Below are 18172 nucleotides of genomic sequence, written 5' to 3' on the forward strand. Positions count from 1 at the left end.
CGTGTAAACACGACCGTGGTTTTCTTTATTTATAGTGAGCTTGCGCTCTATTCATTGATAACGTTAATTATTCAACAATTGTAGCTACCTTACCTGAACCTACTGTTCTACCACCTTCACGAAATTATCTCATCATTGCTTAGTGTTTTCTATTTAGTTTTCGTTGTATTTCCTACTTGTTTTGGTTGCCTGTGCTGTCATTATTTCTATTTGCAGAGAAAAATGACGACAGTTTGACGACTGCACAAATTCAACAGTGGATTAAAATAATATTTTCACCTTACTTATTCAAAGTTATGTATTATGTATAGTAATATTTCCAATTTTTTTTAATATATCCATCAACAAAAATTCCAACATCTATATTATCTTCTTCAACTTTCTGTATATCTTTTTCATTATGCTGAATATTCAATATTTTAAATCTATTGTAATCCTTCCCCGTATACGCAAAAATATACTCCCCTACTTTTAATCTTGATTTTTTACTATTAATACATAATATATTATTATTGTACACATCGATAATCATATCGATTTCATTTAATAAGCCGCACGTTTGTAGAATTATGATTAATTCTTCCTCGAATATGTCGCAAATAACTTGTCCCATCATTTCCATAAATGGTATTATTTGTTCGACCAACACACTATTTGATAGCCTGGTATCTACGCACCAGCCATGTGCAACTTTATTTCGTTGTTCAACTAATTGTGTTAATTCTTCAAACAGTCTATTAACATCTCCACCTTTTTTCTTGTTAATGTACTCTTTTGCTTTTTCATCTGAGAATTCATTTTTATTTTTTATATACTCGACAAACTTCTTTTTTCCCAAGATTTTTGCTTTAGAGTTTTTTATTCCCAAATCATTAAACAACTCTATTAGTTGATCTATTCCTAAATTGCCACTATGCGTTAACAAAAGTTCTTTATTAAGTGAAAATTTTTCTTCTTCAAAACACGAATATAAATTTTTAATTACCTCTAGTTCATTAATTTCAAAATTTTTAAACCTATTTGAATTCACCAAAAACTCTCCACTTTTCTTTATATGTTTTTGCTTAATTTCATTTGCTAAATTGACATACCTGTCTGCTTTTTCCACCCAAAAATCTAATAATGAATCAGCAATTTTATCAATATAGTTTTCAAAGCACCCATACAAACTTATGATTACAGCATTATAAACCACTGGGGTGCTCATCACTTTTGTAAATCTTTGTTTTATAATATTCACATCTAAATTTTCCCTATCAAAATTGTCTATTAATGAATGTTGTTCTTCCATACATGTAATATAATTTCGTATATCTTTTAAATTGTTTAAATACTCATCCTTACTTATGTTAATTCTATTCATCCATATTTCCTTCTAATATATTCTGAACAATTTTTTCGAAAAAGTCGGCTCTATTTAATATATCGGTTTTTGATTGTTTTTTCCCGTTAAACATTTCTTCGTTTTGTTTATATGCTTTTTCCATATATTGTGTAATTAGTTTATTGTTATTTGGTACACTATTTATATCATATTTTGTTAATGCCAACATAAGTGAATCATAAATCATCTTCTGTGGTTTTGACCATTTAAATTGATTTCTAATTTCTTTGTATTGACAAAAAGCTTTATCTCCAAACATTTTATTTGCTATTTCAATCGTATTTATAAATAATTCTTTTAGCACATCTCCTCTATCTGAATTTTCTTCTAAAATAGTGTTTCCAAAAATCATGCACTTGTCTAAAAAATCAGATAATTGCCCTGAATATTCATTAACATGTCTCATCGCAAAAAACCTTAATACTAATTCAACATCATACATTCTCATATATAAGTTATTTAAAGCGAGTTCATCCGCCACATCCAATGAATCTACTGTATCTAATTGATATAGTTCTTTAGTATTATTATCTTCATCAACACTTACCGGTATTCCCCACAATTTTCGAAATGTTGTATTTGTCGAAAGTTCCTTGCACAATTTATTAAATTCACCATTATATAGTGCATTTCTTATCTCTTGATCTTCTAATTTAACTCCACCGGTATTTAGTCTTTCAAATACCATCCTTTTCATTCTTTGCTCTTGTTCTTGAGATTTAGCTGATTCTTTTAGTAATGACACTACTGATATTTGTCGTCTGTCAATACCTTCTTTTATTTTTTTAGGTAATTCACTATATTTTTTTGTGTTTAATTCTGGCCATTCCGTTAAACCTTCTAATGCATATTCATTATCATAAAAATCCATAATTGCCGAAATACGCTGAAGACCATCCATCACCTCATATTTACCATACTCTACTTCATATATGAATATAGGTGGCACTGGAATATTCATTATAAATGATTCGATAAGACGAGAGCGCTTTTTATTATCCCAAGTAATTCGTCTTTGATATATCGGTTTTCTGTCATATTTACCGTTTGTAAAAACATCTTTTACTAGCGGTAATTTAATAGCTCCTTGTTCTGTAACAATTCTTGCCTCTCCAATTTCATATTTTTCATTAATTTCTTCCTCAGACAACATAACCTTTTTATTTTCTTTCCCTTCAAAATTTTCTTTTTCAAAATCTAATAACTCAATATTCATATTTTCTCCTTGTAAACTCAATTTATGCCATCATTCGTTTGTCTTCTCCAACATTACGAACAACTGCGCATTCTTTTTCTTTCTTTTCCAACTGTTCTTTTGTAAATTCTGCTATTGGTTCTGCTACTGCCAATGCCAACCTTACCGGTACAGCATTTCCTATCTGCTTATAAACTAAATCAAGCTTTGAATTTGCATTTCTGTTGCTTGTACCTCTACTAAACTCATACCAATCTGGAAATGTTTGAATTCTTGCAATTTCCTTAACTGACAATCTTCTATTATTCTCTTCTCCATCACTAAATATATATTTGTCCTTACCTACCTTTACCATAGGTTCTCCACCCGGATGTATAGGCGCCTGTCGTCCTGATGCCTGAATAGTAAAACTTGGCTGACTCCATAATTTTTTTCGATTACGCGACATAAAAATAGTTGAGTATGAGCCAACAAAATATTCTCCCGGATTTTCCTCTAAATCACCAATTGCATCATGTAAAGTCACAACTTCTTCTAATCCATTAACCCCATATCCATGGGTTGGCTTTGGATGAACATATTCAAAATCTATGTCATTTCTTACTCCAACCAAAATTACTCGTTCTCTAATTTGTGGTACTCCATATTCTGCTGAATTAAGAAGTTTATGATAAATTTTATACCCTGCTGCTGCAAAGTCCTGAACAATCTGTTTAAATACTTCTCCTTTTCCTAGAGTCATCATTCCTTTAACATTTTCGGCAACAAATATTTTAGGTTTACTTTGCATCAAACAGCGAATAAAATGAAGGTATAAGAAATTTCTTTTATCATCCACTAATCGTGGACCCGCTTCTGAAAATCCAGGGCAAGGAAATCCGCCCAGAACAATGTCCGCTTTTGGAAATTCTTTAATTTTTCTTATATCACTTTTATCCATATAAATATATTTTCCAGCATTTTGAGCATAGGTTTGTCTCGCTTCGTCAAAGATATCATTTACATATATTGTATTAAAGACATTGTTATCAATATTTTCATCAAAAACTCTTTTGTCTCTAAACGCTTCTTCCATTACAGTTTTACCCATCACTGCTTGTAATCCTGCTAGTTCAAATCCTAAATCTAATCCTCCACATCCTGAAAATAATGATACTAAATTCCACTTTTTAGAATCATAGCTAAGTTTGTCAAATTCAATTTCTTCACTGCAATTTTCAAATGCTTCTCTCTCTTCTTCTATTTTCTTATTAAGTAATTCTCTAACTTCATTTACATTATACTCTGGTGCAGGCTTAAATTTACCTCTACCACGCTCTTCTAAAATAACAGCCATGTCTTCTCCTCAACTTATTCTATCTGTTCCTGCATTGTCTTCATCAATATCATCTGTATTTTCTATATTCAACGTTTTCATATAGTGTATTAATCTATTCGCAACCTCATTTCCTTTAACAGTTAAAGGATGGTCAAAACTTAACTCAGGAATTAATTTATTATGTTTAGCACTCCAATTTACTTGTACAGAAAGTGGTCTATTACCATCCCATTTTTTTGCAAATGATCTATAATTAAGTGCTTTGCAAGCAAAATAAATATCAGGATGCATTTTTACATAATCCTTTATAGGAATCATCTTATCGATTATATCCTGTACCGAATTAATGTTCTCATCCATTAATAAATAATTTGCAACACCACTATTCTTGATTACTTTTCCATTAACCATAGCATCTCTTTTGTCTTCTGCTAAATTACTCCCTGCATAAACATCAATTACTTGATTCTCTGTTAACTTCATTTTTCCAGACAAATCACCACTAATTTTATTTAATAATTCAAATTTCCATCCTAGTGTTATTGCACCTTTTTCGGTTCTTTTAAATTTGTTTTTGTATATTAACATTCTCTCTTCAAATCTATTCATAATAGATGTGGTTGAATCTTCAATAATCTTTGCCCAATTTTTTCCAAATAATTGCTCTGCTCTTTCAGCGCTCATTTTATTTTCTATAAAATCTGCATTTTCTTTTTTATATGATATTTTTATTTCTTTTTCATCTAATGATGATTTTGCCAAAACATAAATATCTGTCTTCGGCTCTCCTTTATGACACGTTGGTTTTCCTGATAATTCAACTACATATTTTCTATCTTCAAACTCAAATTCGGTTCCTTCTACCATAAATGATAATATTCTTCTTTCTGCATCGCCAAAATCTCCCATACAAACCTCCTAATATTTCTTCCTGCATATATCATCTCTATCTATTTCTTCAAACGAATTTACCTTTAATTCTCCTATTTCTATAGCATTTTTCTTAATAAATTCAAACAATTTGGGATAATTTTCTAAATAATAATACATTTGCGGACATACAAATTTTGAATCAAATTCTTGTAAAGTTCTTAATTCAATCTCCTTAGTCATTTGAAAAGACAACACCGGCATTGCATATTTATGTCTAATTAAATACTCGTCTATTCTTTTACAAATTTCACTGTCATCTTTATACTTTTCCTTCCATGTATTTATATCGATCTTTCGCCCTAAATGAATCTTCCCAACAATTTGTTTCATTGGGCTACTCACATACATATAAGCCATTATTTCCTCATCTGGAAATATTCTCCTATATTCAAATATCTTACTTCCATCCTTAATTAAGTTGTACCATTTAGGTTTAAAGCTTAATAACATTGTTCTCATAATGTAAATTTATACTCCTTTTGAAATACAACTGCATTAGTTATAATTATATTACATAGTGCATTCGAACACAAGTTCTGTTTTAAAACTAACTAACACACCGTTTTATAATTACCTATCATACTTTTCTTTATATCTTATTTTCTTTTTATACATATATATTCTCATATTAAGCTCAACTAAAAGACTAAATAAAATAACAATTATTATTCCCCTTATGTATTCATTACCTGAATTCCACTTATATGAAAATATATAAAACACAGCCGGAATATATAAACTACTAAAAAAATTCAATAAAGCTTCTCCCATATCTTTACATCTATATAATTTTTCTAAATCATATTTCTTCATTTTTCTAGTACGATTAATATATTCAATAATTAATAAAATAATAGCTATTACAGCCACTATTACAACACATATTTTTTTTACTAACATATTTTTTCTCCTTCAATCTTATATTAAATTTATACATCTTCTTGCTTTAATTAATTGAAGATTTCATTCTGTTTATTGCCTTAATAATCTTACTCTAAACACATTTACATTTTATCATAACACTCCCCCTAAATAAATATAATTCTATTATAAGCGTATTCACATTAAAGACATATATTATAATTAAACTCTCTTATCTCTAACGTATAAACTTGTTATTTTCCCTTTCCTCCTTCCCCATCTCCACAATCTTTTCATAGTCTTCATCCTTAACAAATCGTCTAAAAAATCCAAGCATAAACTCTGATTCTTCCAATTCATAAATCCTTTCATTCTTTTCATCAAGTTCCTGTTCCAGATATTCTTTAGACCATTTAAGTTCATCATTATCTCTTATCAACGTTTTCCTATCTGCATCCATCTGCTCCAGCTTCTTTTTTAGTTCTATGGATTCCGCAAAGCAGCTTTTTGCCATTTTTACTATTCTTTTAAATATTCTGTTTAAACCTGCAAGAAACGGTATAACAATCTTTTCTCTGTAAGATTTTGCACTAATCAGTCCTTTAGGCTCTTCCGGACCTTTTGCTACTTTATTTTCAAATTCCTTTATGTCCTTTATTCCCCATTGTGCCACGACATCAGCTTCTTTCATTTCTTTATATGTTTCCTCCAGCTTCTTATCTGCGATTTGTTTTTCAGCAGTCTTTTTAAGGATTTGTAGTGGTAAACTAAATTTGTAACACCTCATTCGAATAATATATTATAATATTACTCAAACAAGGAGGACATCATTATGTCAATACGTTGCAGCGAAGACTTCAAAAAAGAAGTAGTTAAAGCCTATATGGCAGGCGACAAATCAATACATCAACTTGCTGTTGAATTCAATGTTGCAAAAAGTTCCGTTAACAAGTGGGCTAACGAATACAGGGAAGAATGCCTTTATACCACCAATACAACATCCGAGTCTAATGACGCAAAGGAAATACGAAGATTAAATCAACTTCTTAACAAAAAAGATGCCAAGCGTGAATATCACAAACGTTTGGAACACATTTTTGAACTTATAAAATATGTGTACTATAACAATAATCGTGTTATAGGATATAGGGCTATGCGCATTTTCATCAAACGTTATGGCTATGAATTAAGCAATACCACCATGCATAAATACATGAATAAAGAATTAAATTTATGTGCCGTAATCATGCATTCCAAACCGGGATACAAGGCTGGGAAAAAGAATAAAATCTTTGACAATCTCTTAAACCAAAATTTTACTGTCGACTGCAAAAATAAAGTATGGTGCACTGATTTTACATATATGCGTCAGCCAAATGGAAAATTCAGATACAACTGTTCAATAATTGATTTATTTGACAGGTCGGCTGTTGCTTCGTTAAACAGTGATTACATCAATACGGACTTAGCAATAAACACACTTAAAACAGCACTAAAAAAGAAAACTATCCTAAAGTGATTCTGCATTCATATCAGGGAGTACAGTTTACCTCATGGGATTTTGTGAATTTCTGTAAAGATAATAATGTAACCAAGAGCATGAGTAAGGTCGGTTGTCCTTATGATAATGCTCCAATGGAAAGATTTTATAACACTTTTAAAAGCAATTTTTATAATGTAACCTAATTTTCAAGTGTGGAGATGATGGATGAACTTACCATGAAATATATCAATTGGTATAATTATGTTCGTCCTCATTCGTACAATGATTATTTAACACCAATGGAAGCTCATTACAGATAGGTATTTATCGAACAAAGTGTTACAAAAATGCTTGACCACTACAGAATCTCAAGGTTTATTTTACCTGATTTTATTCTAATTTCATCTTGCTATAGATATAACATACATTAATCCGGAAAACTTGAAGTTGTCTTTATTATCTAAAATATCACTATAATCTGAAACGAACTTTTTTCACCAAATACCTTTTCCATCACCAAGCAAGATATTTTTTATATTTTCGTTTATTTCACTTTCAGACAAACTTTGTTGGATTAGTGGTTGAATCACTTCACGACTTTCTCTTGTATGAGGAAGTTCAGATGCAAGTCTATTAGCTTTATCCTCGCATCCTGCTTTCAAATATAAGAAACATAGGGTTGCACGCATAGTGGCTTTCTGTTTCTCATTAATTGATATAGGCAATCCTCTTTCCATTAATTCGATAGCTTCATCTGTATTACCCTTTAATGCTAATGTACTTGCTAGTCCAAGAATCATCCCTGGTTTATTGGGATAAATCAGTAATGCATCCCGATAAGTTTTTTCTGCAGAATCATAATCTCCTTTTCGCTGATAATCAACAGCTTTTTTATGAATGTTGTACCGTGTTGTTTCCGCACGAATCGTATCCATCCCCACCAACAAATCAATACTTGTTTCAAATATATTTGCTAGTGCCGGCAAAAGTGTAATATCTGGATAAGACTCGCCACGTTCCCATTTCGAAACGCTTTGCGGGGTAATCCCCAAATACTCTGCAACATCCTCTTGCGTAAGATTTTTTAATATACGGTATTTCTTTAAGTTTTCTGGTAAATATAACATAGCAACCTCCTGATGATTCATTATAGTAAAATCATATCATGTGCATTTGCGAATTCAATAACGCAGTAGTTGTCCTAAACTCAACCGCATCCATATATGCTAAAAAAATCAAACTACATATCATAATTCCTGTTGTCACAAAGATCCACCTACAAATTCTAATTTTAATGATGTTTCGTTTCATCATATAGAATCACTGATGCGAAAACTATAAATGTTCCAATATCTCTGTAATATTATTTACTATATGTTCAGGCTGATATTGTATCAGCTCTAAGTTTCCATAAGCAAAAGAGCCTTGTTTCACCCATATTGTATGCATTCCAATTTGTGATGCTGGTTCGATATCATTATCTAGTCTATCTCCAATCATATAAGTCTCTTCTGGAATACACCCTGATTTATCTAACGCCATCTGAAATATTTCTAGATTAGGCTTAGATATTCCAACTTCGGCTGAAGATATGATAATATCAAAATATTGGCGAATACCATATTGTATAATACGCTGTTCTGTTCCCATACTTTGGTTAGCAATGATACCTAAATGATATTTGTCTCTCAACTTTTCAAGCAGCTCAGGAACACCTTTATATACTTTTTCTAAATGCTTTGGCCATTTTATCGTTTCCAATCCAAATTCTTTAGCAGCATCTTTATACGGCAACCGATTTTGTGAAGCAAGCTCTATCATGCGATGTTCTAACGTCTCTCTCTTTGGTGCGTTAGGTTGCTTTAGCAATTCTTGTGTTCTATATTCTGCACATTCACTTTCATCTATCAAAGTTGATCCTAAGTCAAAAAATATCCATTTAATCATTTTCTTACTTCCTTTCGAGATATAGATATTTTAAGCAGTATATCCCTTCACTCCTCATCCCTCAACTGCATTTGTCCACAAAGCATTGAGAAAAATCCAAATCTCTCATAGTACTCCTTTAGTTTTTCTTCTCCGTATATTACTGAAAGCATATAAATATTTCGTTCTCTAATCTCTTTGATTACCATACTCATCATCTGTGTTCCGAACCCTTGATTTTGCATTTCCGGATGAACCATCAAATCCTGTATGTAGGCATCAGTAACCCCATTAGATACGACTTCCACATATCCTACCAGTCTGTCACCCCATAAGCACTCACAGAAAGAAAACACTGTAATTTTGGATTATTTAAAGAACTTTCCATTGTATTCCACCCAACAAATTTACGCAGTTCGCTCAGTTGCATCGCATCCATTTTCTTATTTAAATAATAATTAACCATCTAACTCCTCTTTCAATGAAATCATTGCTTACTTTTTACACTTGCCATCCACCGCTTACACTTTTCACATAAATAAATTTTTTATCAGTTCGACAAACTGATATGTAGTCTATCCCCTCAGATTTTTTAGAGCATCGGGGTTATTTGAGATAATCATTCCAACCATCTGACATTTTTCCATGTCTAGGCAATCGCCACACATTACCACACCCTTTTTCAACTCGCGATGTTCATAAGCAGTGTTGTTCTTGTTTATAAATGCTCTAGTAATCTCTGCTCCAAATGCCTTGCAATAAATTTTTGCTGCATCAAAACTATTTTTAACATAAACTTGATTATAATTTTTCATAGTCAATCTCCTTTTTCAGTTTTATCAATTTTTATTTGGTAACTTCAATATAATAATCTAAAAGTTCATATATCCAATCATGAAGTACCGAAAACTGAAATCCCAACGCTTGTGCTTTTTCGGTATTTATACTATATTCCGGTTCCCTGTTATATGGAGCGTTTTCCCCTCCTTTGTCAATAATTGCTTTGGAACCTGTTTTCTTTTCAACATAATCAATTATCTCTCTTATAGAAATAGTTCCTTCAGCACTTCCATTAATTGCTCCTTTGACCTCTTTATCAACCAGAAAAGCCATAAATTTCCCTGCTTCATCGGAACTTATAAAGCCCATCTGATAGTCCAAATTATCTATATTCATAGGAATAGACTTCATTACATGTTCGACATAGAATAATAATCTTTTCGTATAATCATCTTTGCCTATTGCAAAAGGATATCTTACCGCAATCCAATTGCGACTAGAGTATTTTTGCCACAAAGCATACTCCGCTTGCCGTTTTATTTGTTCATACGGAAAAGCAAATCTGTCACACCAAATAAGCTCTTTTGATATTCCATCAAAATCAGATTCCATCGTATTCATATGTTTAGGTTCATATACAGATGTACTGGACATATGCATATATTTATCACAATCTACAGCTTCCATCACATACTTTATATCATTCGAACAATAGGCAATTTTATCAATAACAATGTCATAATGCGTGCCGGATAATGCTTCTTTTACACTTTCTTCATTTGTCCTTTCAAGGATAATCCTCTTTACCTTGTCACCATATTCATCAGAAGATATTCCCCTTGTGGCAATAGTAACATCATGCCCCTTTTCTAAAAGTTCATTTACCATATGTATTCCAAAAAATCTAGTACCACCTATTACTAATATTTTCATCCTTTTTCTCCACAAACTCATATTTATCAATCAAATCTTCCCCTAAAATTATACCATTCTCCCAAGAATAAAACCATACATTTCCTCTCGTGACGCCATTTTGACGCCATTAACTCCTCATTTCTCTCTATGACGTAGAAAAGGCATCCCCGAAAATTTCGGGAATGCCCATCATTCACACAAGCATATCTTATTGATTACTCCGTAATCAATAAGCTCGCGGCATTCATAGAATGCCTGCGAGCCCTATAAACAAAGGAAAACCACGGTTTCGTGTAAACACGACCGTGGTTTTCTTTATTTATAGTGAGCTTGCGCTCTATTCATTGATAACGTTAATTATTCAACAATTGTAGCAACCTTACCTGAACCTACTGTTCTACCACCTTCACGGATAGCGAATCCAAGACCCTGTTCCATAGCGATTGGGTGGATAAGTTCGATTGTCATTTCTACGTTGTCACCAGGCATGCACATTTCTGTACCAGCTGGAAGTTCACAAACACCAGTTACGTCAGTTGTTCTGAAGTAGAACTGTGGTCTGTAGTTGTTGAAGAAAGGAGTATGACGTCCACCTTCATCTTTTGTTAATACGTAAACCTGAGCTGTAAATTTCTTATGGCATGTTACTGAACCTGGTTTAGCAAGAACCTGTCCTCTTTCGATCTGGTCTCTGTTGATACCTCTTAAAAGAGCACCAATGTTATCACCAGCCTGAGCTTCATCAAGAAGCTTTCTGAACATTTCGATACCAGTTACAACTGTCTTCTGGATTTCTTCCTTAACACCAACGATTTCAACTTCATCGTTCATATGAAGAACACCACGTTCTACTCTACCTGTAGCAACAGTACCACGACCTGTGATTGTGAATACGTCTTCTACTGGCATTAAGAATGGCTTATCTGTATCTCTCTGTGGATCTGGGAAGTAATCATCAATTGTGTCCATAAGTTCCATGATCTTGTCGCCCCATTCTGATGATGGATCTTCAAGAGCCTTAAGAGCTGAACCTTTGATGATTGGAGTTCCGTCGAATCCATATTCTTCAAGGATTTCTGTAACGTCCATTTCTACTAATTCAAGTAATTCATCATCGTCTACCATATCGCATTTGTTTAAGAAAACAACGATTTTAGGAACACCAACCTGACGTGAAAGTAAGATATGTTCCTTTGTCTGAGCCATAACACCGTCAGTTGCAGCTACAACAAGGATAGCACCATCCATCTGAGCAGCACCAGTGATCATGTTCTTTACATAGTCAGCATGTCCTGGGCAGTCAACGTGAGCGTAATGTCTCTTCTTTGTTTCATATTCAACGTGAGCTGTAGAGATTGTGATACCTCTTTCTCTTTCTTCTGGAGCTTTGTCGATATTTTCGAAATCTGTAGCTTCGTTACCTTCAACTCTTTCAGAAAGAACTTTAGTAATAGCAGCTGTTAATGTTGTTTTACCATGATCTACGTGTCCGATTGTACCAATATTACAATGTGGTTTGTTTCTTTCAAACTTAGCTTTTGCCATTTTTGATAATCCTCCTAATAATAAAATATTTTAATAACTGACCTAATGGTCGTCTTTACATAGGCTTAGTTCCCATTATATTTTATAATGGGAATATTTTCAAGCCTTTAAGTTAAATTAATAATCTAAATCAATATATTATTTTGCTCTTGATGAAGCAACTTTTTCCTGAACAGACTTTGGAGCTGCCTGATATCTTTCAAAGAACATTGAGTAGTTTCCACGACCCTGAGTTGTAGAACGAAGTTCTGTTGAGTAACCAAACATTTCTGACAATGGAACGAAAGCTCTTACGATCTTACCGCCACCGATGTCATCCATACCTTCAATCTGTCCACGCTTTGAATTCAAGCTTCCGATAACATCACCCATGTATTCTTCAGGCATTGTTACTTCAACCTTCATGATAGGCTCAAGCAATACAGGATCTGCCTTAGCCATAGCATCCTTGAATGCCATAGAACCTGCAATGTGGAATGCCATTTCTGAAGAATCGACTTCATGGTATGATCCATCATATACTGTAGCATGTACACCAAGTACTGGGAATCCTGCGATGATACCTGACTGTGCAGCTTCTTCGATACCTTCTCCAACAGCCGGGATATATTCCTTAGGAATGTTACCACCAACTACTGTAGATTCAAACTTAAACTGTTCTTCACCGTTTGGATCCATTGGCTCAAACTTAACTTTACAGTGACCATACTGACCACGACCACCTGACTGCTTAGCATACTTGCTATCAACGTCAACTGCCTTAGTAAATGTTTCCTTGTATGCAACCTGAGGTGCACCAACGTTAGCTTCTACCTTAAATTCACGAAGAAGACGATCTACGATTACGTCTAAGTGAAGTTCACCCATACCAGCGATGATTGTCTGACCTGTTTCACGATCTGTGTGAGCACGGAATGTAGGATCTTCTTCAGCTAATTTAGCTAAAGCTTCACCCATCTTACCCTGGTCATTCTTTGTCTTAGGCTCAATTGCGAGCTCGATAACTGGTTCTGGGAATTCCATTGATTCAAGAATTACAGGATGCTGTTCATCACAGATTGTATCACCTGTTGTAGTCAACTTGAAACCTACAGCAGCTGCAATATCTCCTGAATATACTTTATCTATTTCTGTACGCTTGTTAGCATGCATCTGTACGATACGTCCAACACGCTCTTTCTTACCCTTTGTAGCATTTAATACATATGAACCTGAGTTCATTGTACCAGAGTAAACTCTGAAGAATGCTAACTTACCTACGAATGGGTCAGTCATAATCTTGAATGCTAAAGCTGCAAAAGGTTCATCATCTGATGAATGACGTACTACTTCGTTACCATCTTCATCAACACCTGTGATATCAGGGATATCTGTTGGAGCTGGCATGTATTCGATAACACCGTCTAACATCTTCTGTACACCTTTGTTCTTGTAAGCTGATCCACAATATACAGGAACTGCTTCACAAGCGATTGTAGCCCTTCTAAGTACCTTCTTCATTTCTTCGATTGATGGTTCTTCACCTTCAAGATACATTAATGTAAGGTCATCATCTAATTCACAAATCTTTTCAACAAGGTTGTCATGCCATTCATTAGCAAGATCCTTTAAGTCATCAGGGATTGTTGTGATTTCGATATCTTCACCCTTATCATCTTTATAGTAATATGCTTCCATTTCAAATAAATCGATTAATCCGGCGAAATCGTCTTCTTTACCAATTGGAATCTGAACTGGGATTGCATTCTTGCCCAAACGATCAATGATTGTCTGAACTGAATAAAAGAAATCTGCACCCATTTTATCCATCTTGTTGATGAATGCCATACGAGGTACATTGTATGTGTCAGCCTGACGCCATACGTTTTCTGACTGTGGTTCAACACCTGCCTTAGCATCAAATACACCTACAGCACCATCTAATACACGAAGTGAACGCTCAACTTCTACTGTAAAGTCAACGTGTCCGGGAGTATCAATAATGTTGATACGATGTTCTAACGCACCTTTTTTTGGTTTGTGATGATCTTCTAATGTCCAGTGGCATGTTGTAGCAGCTGAAGTAATTGTGATACCTCTTTCCTGTTCCTGTTCCATCCAGTCCATTGTGGAAGCGCCATCATGAGTCTCACCAATTTTATAATTTACACCAGTATAATATAAGATACGTTCTGTTAATGTAGTCTTACCGGCATCGATATGAGCCATAATACCAATGTTTCTTGTTCTATCTAGTGGATATTCTCTTCCAGCCAAGGTTTTTTCCTCCTTAATTTATTGTTCATTTGCATGAATTTAAAATTAAAACTGTATATTTGTTACAAAACAGTTATTGCTATGCAACCTGTCTTGTAACACTTACAGTTTTATTAGAAACGATAGTGAGCAAATGCTTTGTTTGCTTCAGCCATCTTATGCATATCTTCTTTCTTCTTTACTGAAGAACCTGTATTGTTTGCAGCATCCATGATTTCGTTAGCTAATCTTTCTTCCATTGTCTTTTCACTTCTCTGACGAGAATACAATGTAATCCAACGAAGTCCTAAAGCCTGTCTTCTTTCAGGTCTAACTTCAATAGGAACCTGGTATGTTGCACCACCGATACGTCTTGCTTTAACTTCAAGTGCTGGCATGATGTTGTTCATAGCTTCTTCGAAAACTTCGATTGCATCTTTACCAGTCTGGTTTGCAACTCTATCAAAAGCTCCGTATACGATCTTCTGAGCTACGCCTTTCTTACCATCTAACATAATGTTGTTGATAAGCTTTGTAACTACTACGTTATTATACATTGGATCTGCTAATACTTCTCTTTTCTGAGTATGTCCTTTACGTGGCATGTTACTTCCCTCCTTAATCAATTTTTCCTAAATTTGCCTAAAATATTCACAAATTTAGATTTTGCAGGTTTCCTCACTTGTGAGTCTCCTGCGATTAGATCTTCGGTACTCACATAAGTTGTGTCCTTGCGCACGGCTTTAGACTCTATTTCTAACACCGCAAAGTTTAACTTTCGTGTCAAACTCTGCCCTGTAATAATTCTAATAACCGGCACTAAAATCATTCAACCTGTGATTGGCTTATAAAAGCCTTTCCTACTTAGCGTCTTTTGGTCTCTTAGCGCCGTATTTAGAACGGGCCTGACGTCTCTTAGCAACACCTGCTGTATCAAGTGTACCTCTGATGATATGGTATCTTGTACCTGGTAAATCTTTTACTCTACCACCACGGATAAGTACAACGCTATGTTCCTGAAGATTATGACCTTCACCTGGAATGTAGCTTGTTACTTCAATACCATTTGAAAGACGTACTCTGGCAATCTTTCTAAGAGCTGAGTTAGGCTTCTTAGGTGTAGCTGTCTTAACTGCTGTACAAACACCACGTTTCTGTGGAGAAGCTGTATCATTCATCTTCTTGTTTAAAGAGTTATAGCTCTTTAATAATGCTGGAGCAGTTGACTTCTTAACTGAAGTCTGACGTCCTTTTCTTACTAACTGGTTAAATGTAGGCATCCTTTTTTCACCTCCTGTTATTAGAATTATGTGTAAATCACATTTATTTGTAGCAAAAAGGCATAATATGCCTGTTCGCATACTATGCCATTATATATGTGTTATATTTTTTTGTCAACATATCATTTAAAAAATTAATTTTCGATACTTTTCTTTATAAAAATGTAAAAATTGTTAATTTCTTTCGATATTTTCATACATTGTAACTTTTTATAAATTAAATGTCATGTTATTTAATTCATTTTTAAACACCATACTATTTAATTTATTATTAAAACGCCATGCTGTTTAATTCATTCTGCATTAAAGCTTCTGCAATAATTCCGAATCCAAAAATAGTCAATAACAAATAAATAATTCCTGAGTTACTTGACATAATTCCTCTTGCTGTTTTTGCTTCGTCAATCTTTTCACCCTGCTTATAAGCCCAATAAAGACCATATATTCCACATGTTACGAGTGAAAGCAAGAATGCTACACCTCCTGATGTATTGTTCAATCCTTTGTTATCCGGCAATAATGTGTTCGCATCGTCTGTTAAAACAACAAACCAATATATTCCGTAAATCCCGCATGTTACGAGTGAAAGAATTATGCACATTGCAATACTTCTTCTCTGAATCATACCTTTCTCCTCCTTTTCTCTTTTTTGGTAAATAAATTCACTCATTTAGTATAACACACATATATACCATTTGAAACATCTATTTACAAATTATGCCTATTATATTTTAGGGCCAAATTTATTGCATTTTATAAACGCATATAAATTTGGCCCTGTTTTATTACTTTTTATCTCTCTTTTCTAAAAAATTTAAACTATTTTTCATTTATTATTATACAAAACATTGCATTTTATTCATATTTCAATAATAATATTCTATTACTTATTTTTCTCTGCCTTAATTACTTTTTGAAATTCTATCATATCTTTTGCAATTTCACCGCTTAAAGCAAGAAGACATATTAAGTTCGGAATAGCCATAAGCGCATTGGCTATATCTGAGAAATCCCATACAATCTGTAATGTTGTTGTAGCTCCTATGTATGCAATTAAAGAAAATAATATTCTGTAAATCATGTTGTATTTGTGTGTTCCCAAAATATATTCAAATGCTTTTTCTCCATGATACTCCCATCCAAGTATTGTTGAAAATGCAAATAATGCAATTCCTATTGTAACAAGGTAAGCTCCCCATTTACCTAAAGCCGTACTAAATGCTGCAATTGTCAAGGCAGCTCCAGATACTAATTCTCCTGATGCATCTGTTGTTCCAAGTACACCTGAGCTTGCAATACATAATCCTGTAATAGTACATACAACTATTGTATCGTAAAACGTTCCTGTCATATTTATGTATCCCTGTCTTACATGGTTATCTGTTGTAGCTGCTGCTGCAGTTATGGCAGCTGAGCCCATACCTGCTTCATTTGAAAAAACACCTCTTGCTACACCAAATCTCATTGCGTTCATCATTGAAGCTGTAATTGTTCCTGCTACTCCTCCTGCAAGTGGCTGTATCCCTATTGCAGATTGAAAAACTGCTGTCAATCCTGCGGGAACATTTTCTATATTAATTATAATTACCACTAAACCTGCTATTACATAAAATATTGCCATTGCAGGTACTACAACCTGTGATACTTTTGATATTGATTTGATTCCACCTACAATTATAATTAAAGCTAAAATTGTAAGAATTACCCCAACAACATTTGTCGGGATGTTCCATGTAGATTTTAATGACTCTGATATCGAGTTTGCCTGTGTAAGATTTCCTATTCCAAATGATGCTATTACAGCGAATAAGGCAAACACCCAGCCAAGTACTGCTCCAATCTTTTTATTTTTAAATGCCTTTTTCATTGTATACATAGGACCACCTGACATTTCCCCATTAGCATTTACTTCTCTATACTTAATTGCAAGCATACATTCACTAAATTTTGATGTAATTCCAAATGCTGCCGACAACCACATCCATACTAATGCTCCGGGTCCACCTGATACCATGGCTGTAGCAACACCTACGATGTTTCCGGTACCAATTGTTGCTGCAAGCGCTGTTGTCAGAGCTGAAAATGGTGAAATATCTCCACTTCCTCTACTTTTTGTTCTTGCTTCTTTACTAAGTGTCGACTTAAGGGCATAACCTAAATTTCTCCATCCTAATCCTCTTGTTCTGATAGTTAAAATTACTCCGGTTCCAACTAATAAGCATAACATAATTGGTCCCCATACAATTCCGTCAATTGTTGACAAAACATCTCCCAGTGTCTTTGCAAATCCTTTCATAAGCATATTCCCTTCCTTTTT

General features: G+C 33.7%; 20 protein-coding genes. 1 reads left to right on the forward strand and 19 read right to left on the reverse strand.

Going from position 1 to position 18172, the window contains the following annotated elements; genetic code table 11:
* Window positions 1–301: 301 nt before the first annotated feature.
* From DWX29_RS04870 to DWX29_RS04900, 7 genes are all read right to left on the reverse strand, one after another.
* Window positions 302–1363, reverse strand: coding sequence for a HEPN domain-containing protein (locus DWX29_RS04870; protein ID WP_118565288.1), 1062 nt, complete (start codon window positions 1361–1363; stop codon window positions 302–304).
* Window positions 1356–2600, reverse strand: a complete 1245-nt coding sequence (locus DWX29_RS04875) for a DUF262 domain-containing protein (RefSeq protein WP_118565289.1) — start codon at window positions 2598–2600, stop codon at window positions 1356–1358. Before DWX29_RS04875 ends, DWX29_RS04870 begins: the two co-directional genes overlap by 8 nt.
* Before the next feature lie 22 nt (window positions 2601–2622).
* Window positions 2623–3915, reverse strand: a complete 1293-nt coding sequence (locus tag DWX29_RS04880) for a DNA cytosine methyltransferase (protein ID WP_118565290.1) — start codon at window positions 3913–3915, stop codon at window positions 2623–2625.
* A 9-nt stretch (window positions 3916–3924) separates the two neighbouring features.
* Window positions 3925–4806: a hypothetical protein gene (locus DWX29_RS04885; protein WP_118565291.1), complete on the reverse strand. Its 882-nt coding sequence runs from the start codon at window positions 4804–4806 to the stop codon at window positions 3925–3927.
* 9 nt (window positions 4807–4815) lie between these two features.
* Window positions 4816–5289 (reverse strand): hypothetical protein, encoded by a 474-nt coding sequence (locus DWX29_RS04890; protein ID WP_118565292.1) that lies wholly within the window; start codon window positions 5287–5289, stop codon window positions 4816–4818.
* A gap of 111 nt (window positions 5290–5400) precedes the next feature.
* Window positions 5401–5730 (reverse strand): hypothetical protein, encoded by a 330-nt coding sequence (locus DWX29_RS04895; protein ID WP_118565293.1) that lies wholly within the window; start codon window positions 5728–5730, stop codon window positions 5401–5403.
* A 199-nt stretch (window positions 5731–5929) separates the two neighbouring features.
* A complete protein-coding gene (locus DWX29_RS04900; RefSeq protein ID WP_118565294.1) occupies window positions 5930–6382 on the reverse strand; it encodes a hypothetical protein in 453 nt (150 codons plus the stop codon).
* A gap of 141 nt (window positions 6383–6523) precedes the next feature.
* Here DWX29_RS04900 and DWX29_RS12780 point away from each other — a divergent pair, with 141 nt between their 5' ends.
* Window positions 6524–7210 (forward strand): DDE-type integrase/transposase/recombinase, encoded by a 687-nt coding sequence (locus DWX29_RS12780; protein WP_199663674.1) that lies wholly within the window; start codon window positions 6524–6526, stop codon window positions 7208–7210.
* A 458-nt stretch (window positions 7211–7668) separates the two neighbouring features.
* On the opposite strand, the gene DWX29_RS04920 is transcribed toward DWX29_RS12780, so the two are convergent.
* The 12 genes from DWX29_RS04920 to DWX29_RS04975 form a co-directional block, all read right to left on the reverse strand.
* A complete protein-coding gene (locus tag DWX29_RS04920; protein WP_117908933.1) occupies window positions 7669–8301 on the reverse strand; it encodes a helix-turn-helix transcriptional regulator in 633 nt (210 codons plus the stop codon).
* A gap of 208 nt (window positions 8302–8509) precedes the next feature.
* Complete coding sequence (locus DWX29_RS04925; protein WP_243053233.1) at window positions 8510–9121, reverse strand: HAD family hydrolase; 612 nt, start codon at window positions 9119–9121, stop codon at window positions 8510–8512.
* A 47-nt stretch (window positions 9122–9168) separates the two neighbouring features.
* On the reverse strand, window positions 9169–9408 hold the full coding sequence (locus DWX29_RS04930) for a GNAT family N-acetyltransferase (RefSeq protein WP_199663675.1): 240 nt from the start codon (window positions 9406–9408) through the stop codon (window positions 9169–9171).
* Window positions 9409–9413: 5 nt separating this feature from the next.
* On the reverse strand, window positions 9414–9566 hold the full coding sequence (locus tag DWX29_RS12645; protein ID WP_158574503.1) for a hypothetical protein: 153 nt from the start codon (window positions 9564–9566) through the stop codon (window positions 9414–9416).
* Window positions 9567–9675: 109 nt separating this feature from the next.
* Window positions 9676–9915, reverse strand: coding sequence for a hypothetical protein (locus tag DWX29_RS04935; RefSeq protein WP_118565298.1), 240 nt, complete (start codon window positions 9913–9915; stop codon window positions 9676–9678).
* 31 nt (window positions 9916–9946) lie between these two features.
* Window positions 9947–10813 (reverse strand): NAD-dependent epimerase/dehydratase family protein, encoded by an 867-nt coding sequence (locus DWX29_RS04940; RefSeq protein WP_118565299.1) that lies wholly within the window; start codon window positions 10811–10813, stop codon window positions 9947–9949.
* 339 nt (window positions 10814–11152) lie between these two features.
* Window positions 11153–12340 (reverse strand): elongation factor Tu, encoded by a 1188-nt coding sequence (gene tuf / locus DWX29_RS04945; protein WP_117908882.1) that lies wholly within the window; start codon window positions 12338–12340, stop codon window positions 11153–11155.
* Between the two features lie 138 nt (window positions 12341–12478).
* Window positions 12479–14596 (reverse strand): elongation factor G, encoded by a 2118-nt coding sequence (gene fusA, locus DWX29_RS04950; protein ID WP_117908880.1) that lies wholly within the window; start codon window positions 14594–14596, stop codon window positions 12479–12481.
* Window positions 14597–14709: 113 nt separating this feature from the next.
* A complete protein-coding gene (rpsG, locus tag DWX29_RS04955; RefSeq protein WP_022089854.1) occupies window positions 14710–15180 on the reverse strand; it encodes a 30S ribosomal protein S7 in 471 nt (156 codons plus the stop codon).
* 255 nt (window positions 15181–15435) lie between these two features.
* Window positions 15436–15855 carry a 30S ribosomal protein S12 gene (rpsL, locus tag DWX29_RS04965; RefSeq protein ID WP_022089855.1) on the reverse strand — a complete coding sequence of 140 codons (420 nt, stop codon included), beginning with the start codon at window positions 15853–15855 and terminating at the stop codon, window positions 15436–15438.
* A 271-nt stretch (window positions 15856–16126) separates the two neighbouring features.
* Window positions 16127–16480, reverse strand: a complete 354-nt coding sequence (locus DWX29_RS04970; RefSeq protein WP_022089856.1) for a DUF4234 domain-containing protein — start codon at window positions 16478–16480, stop codon at window positions 16127–16129.
* 258 nt (window positions 16481–16738) lie between these two features.
* Window positions 16739–18157: a sodium:alanine symporter family protein gene (locus tag DWX29_RS04975; protein WP_243053234.1), complete on the reverse strand. Its 1419-nt coding sequence runs from the start codon at window positions 18155–18157 to the stop codon at window positions 16739–16741.
* Window positions 18158–18172 lie beyond the last annotated feature (15 nt).

This window comes from Eubacterium sp. AF19-12LB (assembly GCF_003479125.1).
Lineage (GTDB): Bacteria > Bacillota > Clostridia > Lachnospirales > Lachnospiraceae > Eubacterium_U > Eubacterium_U album.

Excerpts from the sequence above, each read along its gene's own strand:
- rpsG (WP_022089854.1), bottom strand. The coding sequence starts at position 15,180 with ATGCCACGTAAAGGACATACTCAGAAAAGAGAAGTATTAGCAGATCCA.
- DWX29_RS12645 (WP_158574503.1), bottom strand. The coding sequence starts at position 9,566 with ATGGTTAATTATTATTTAAATAAGAAAATGGATGCGATGCAACTGAGC.
- DWX29_RS04925 (WP_243053233.1), bottom strand. The coding sequence starts at position 9,121 with ATGATTAAATGGATATTTTTTGACTTAGGATCAACTTTGATAGATGAA.
- rpsL (WP_022089855.1), bottom strand. The coding sequence starts at position 15,855 with ATGCCTACATTTAACCAGTTAGTAAGAAAAGGACGTCAGACTTCAGTT.
- DWX29_RS04895 (WP_118565293.1), bottom strand. The coding sequence starts at position 5,730 with ATGTTAGTAAAAAAAATATGTGTTGTAATAGTGGCTGTAATAGCTATT.
- DWX29_RS12780 (WP_199663674.1), top strand. The coding sequence starts at position 6,524 with ATGTCAATACGTTGCAGCGAAGACTTCAAAAAAGAAGTAGTTAAAGCC.
- DWX29_RS04920 (WP_117908933.1), bottom strand. The coding sequence starts at position 8,301 with ATGTTATATTTACCAGAAAACTTAAAGAAATACCGTATATTAAAAAAT.
- DWX29_RS04880 (WP_118565290.1), bottom strand. The coding sequence starts at position 3,915 with ATGGCTGTTATTTTAGAAGAGCGTGGTAGAGGTAAATTTAAGCCTGCA.
- DWX29_RS04940 (WP_118565299.1), bottom strand. The coding sequence starts at position 10,813 with ATGAAAATATTAGTAATAGGTGGTACTAGATTTTTTGGAATACATATG.
- DWX29_RS04970 (WP_022089856.1), bottom strand. The coding sequence starts at position 16,480 with ATGATTCAGAGAAGAAGTATTGCAATGTGCATAATTCTTTCACTCGTA.
- tuf (WP_117908882.1), bottom strand. The coding sequence starts at position 12,340 with ATGGCAAAAGCTAAGTTTGAAAGAAACAAACCACATTGTAATATTGGT.
- DWX29_RS04900 (WP_118565294.1), bottom strand. The coding sequence starts at position 6,382 with ATGAAAGAAGCTGATGTCGTGGCACAATGGGGAATAAAGGACATAAAG.
- DWX29_RS04885 (WP_118565291.1), bottom strand. The coding sequence starts at position 4,806 with ATGGGAGATTTTGGCGATGCAGAAAGAAGAATATTATCATTTATGGTA.
- DWX29_RS04890 (WP_118565292.1), bottom strand. The coding sequence starts at position 5,289 with ATGAGAACAATGTTATTAAGCTTTAAACCTAAATGGTACAACTTAATT.
- DWX29_RS04935 (WP_118565298.1), bottom strand. The coding sequence starts at position 9,915 with ATGAAAAATTATAATCAAGTTTATGTTAAAAATAGTTTTGATGCAGCA.
- DWX29_RS04870 (WP_118565288.1), bottom strand. The coding sequence starts at position 1,363 with ATGAATAGAATTAACATAAGTAAGGATGAGTATTTAAACAATTTAAAA.
- DWX29_RS04875 (WP_118565289.1), bottom strand. The coding sequence starts at position 2,600 with ATGAATATTGAGTTATTAGATTTTGAAAAAGAAAATTTTGAAGGGAAA.
- DWX29_RS04975 (WP_243053234.1), bottom strand. The coding sequence starts at position 18,157 with ATGCTTATGAAAGGATTTGCAAAGACACTGGGAGATGTTTTGTCAACA.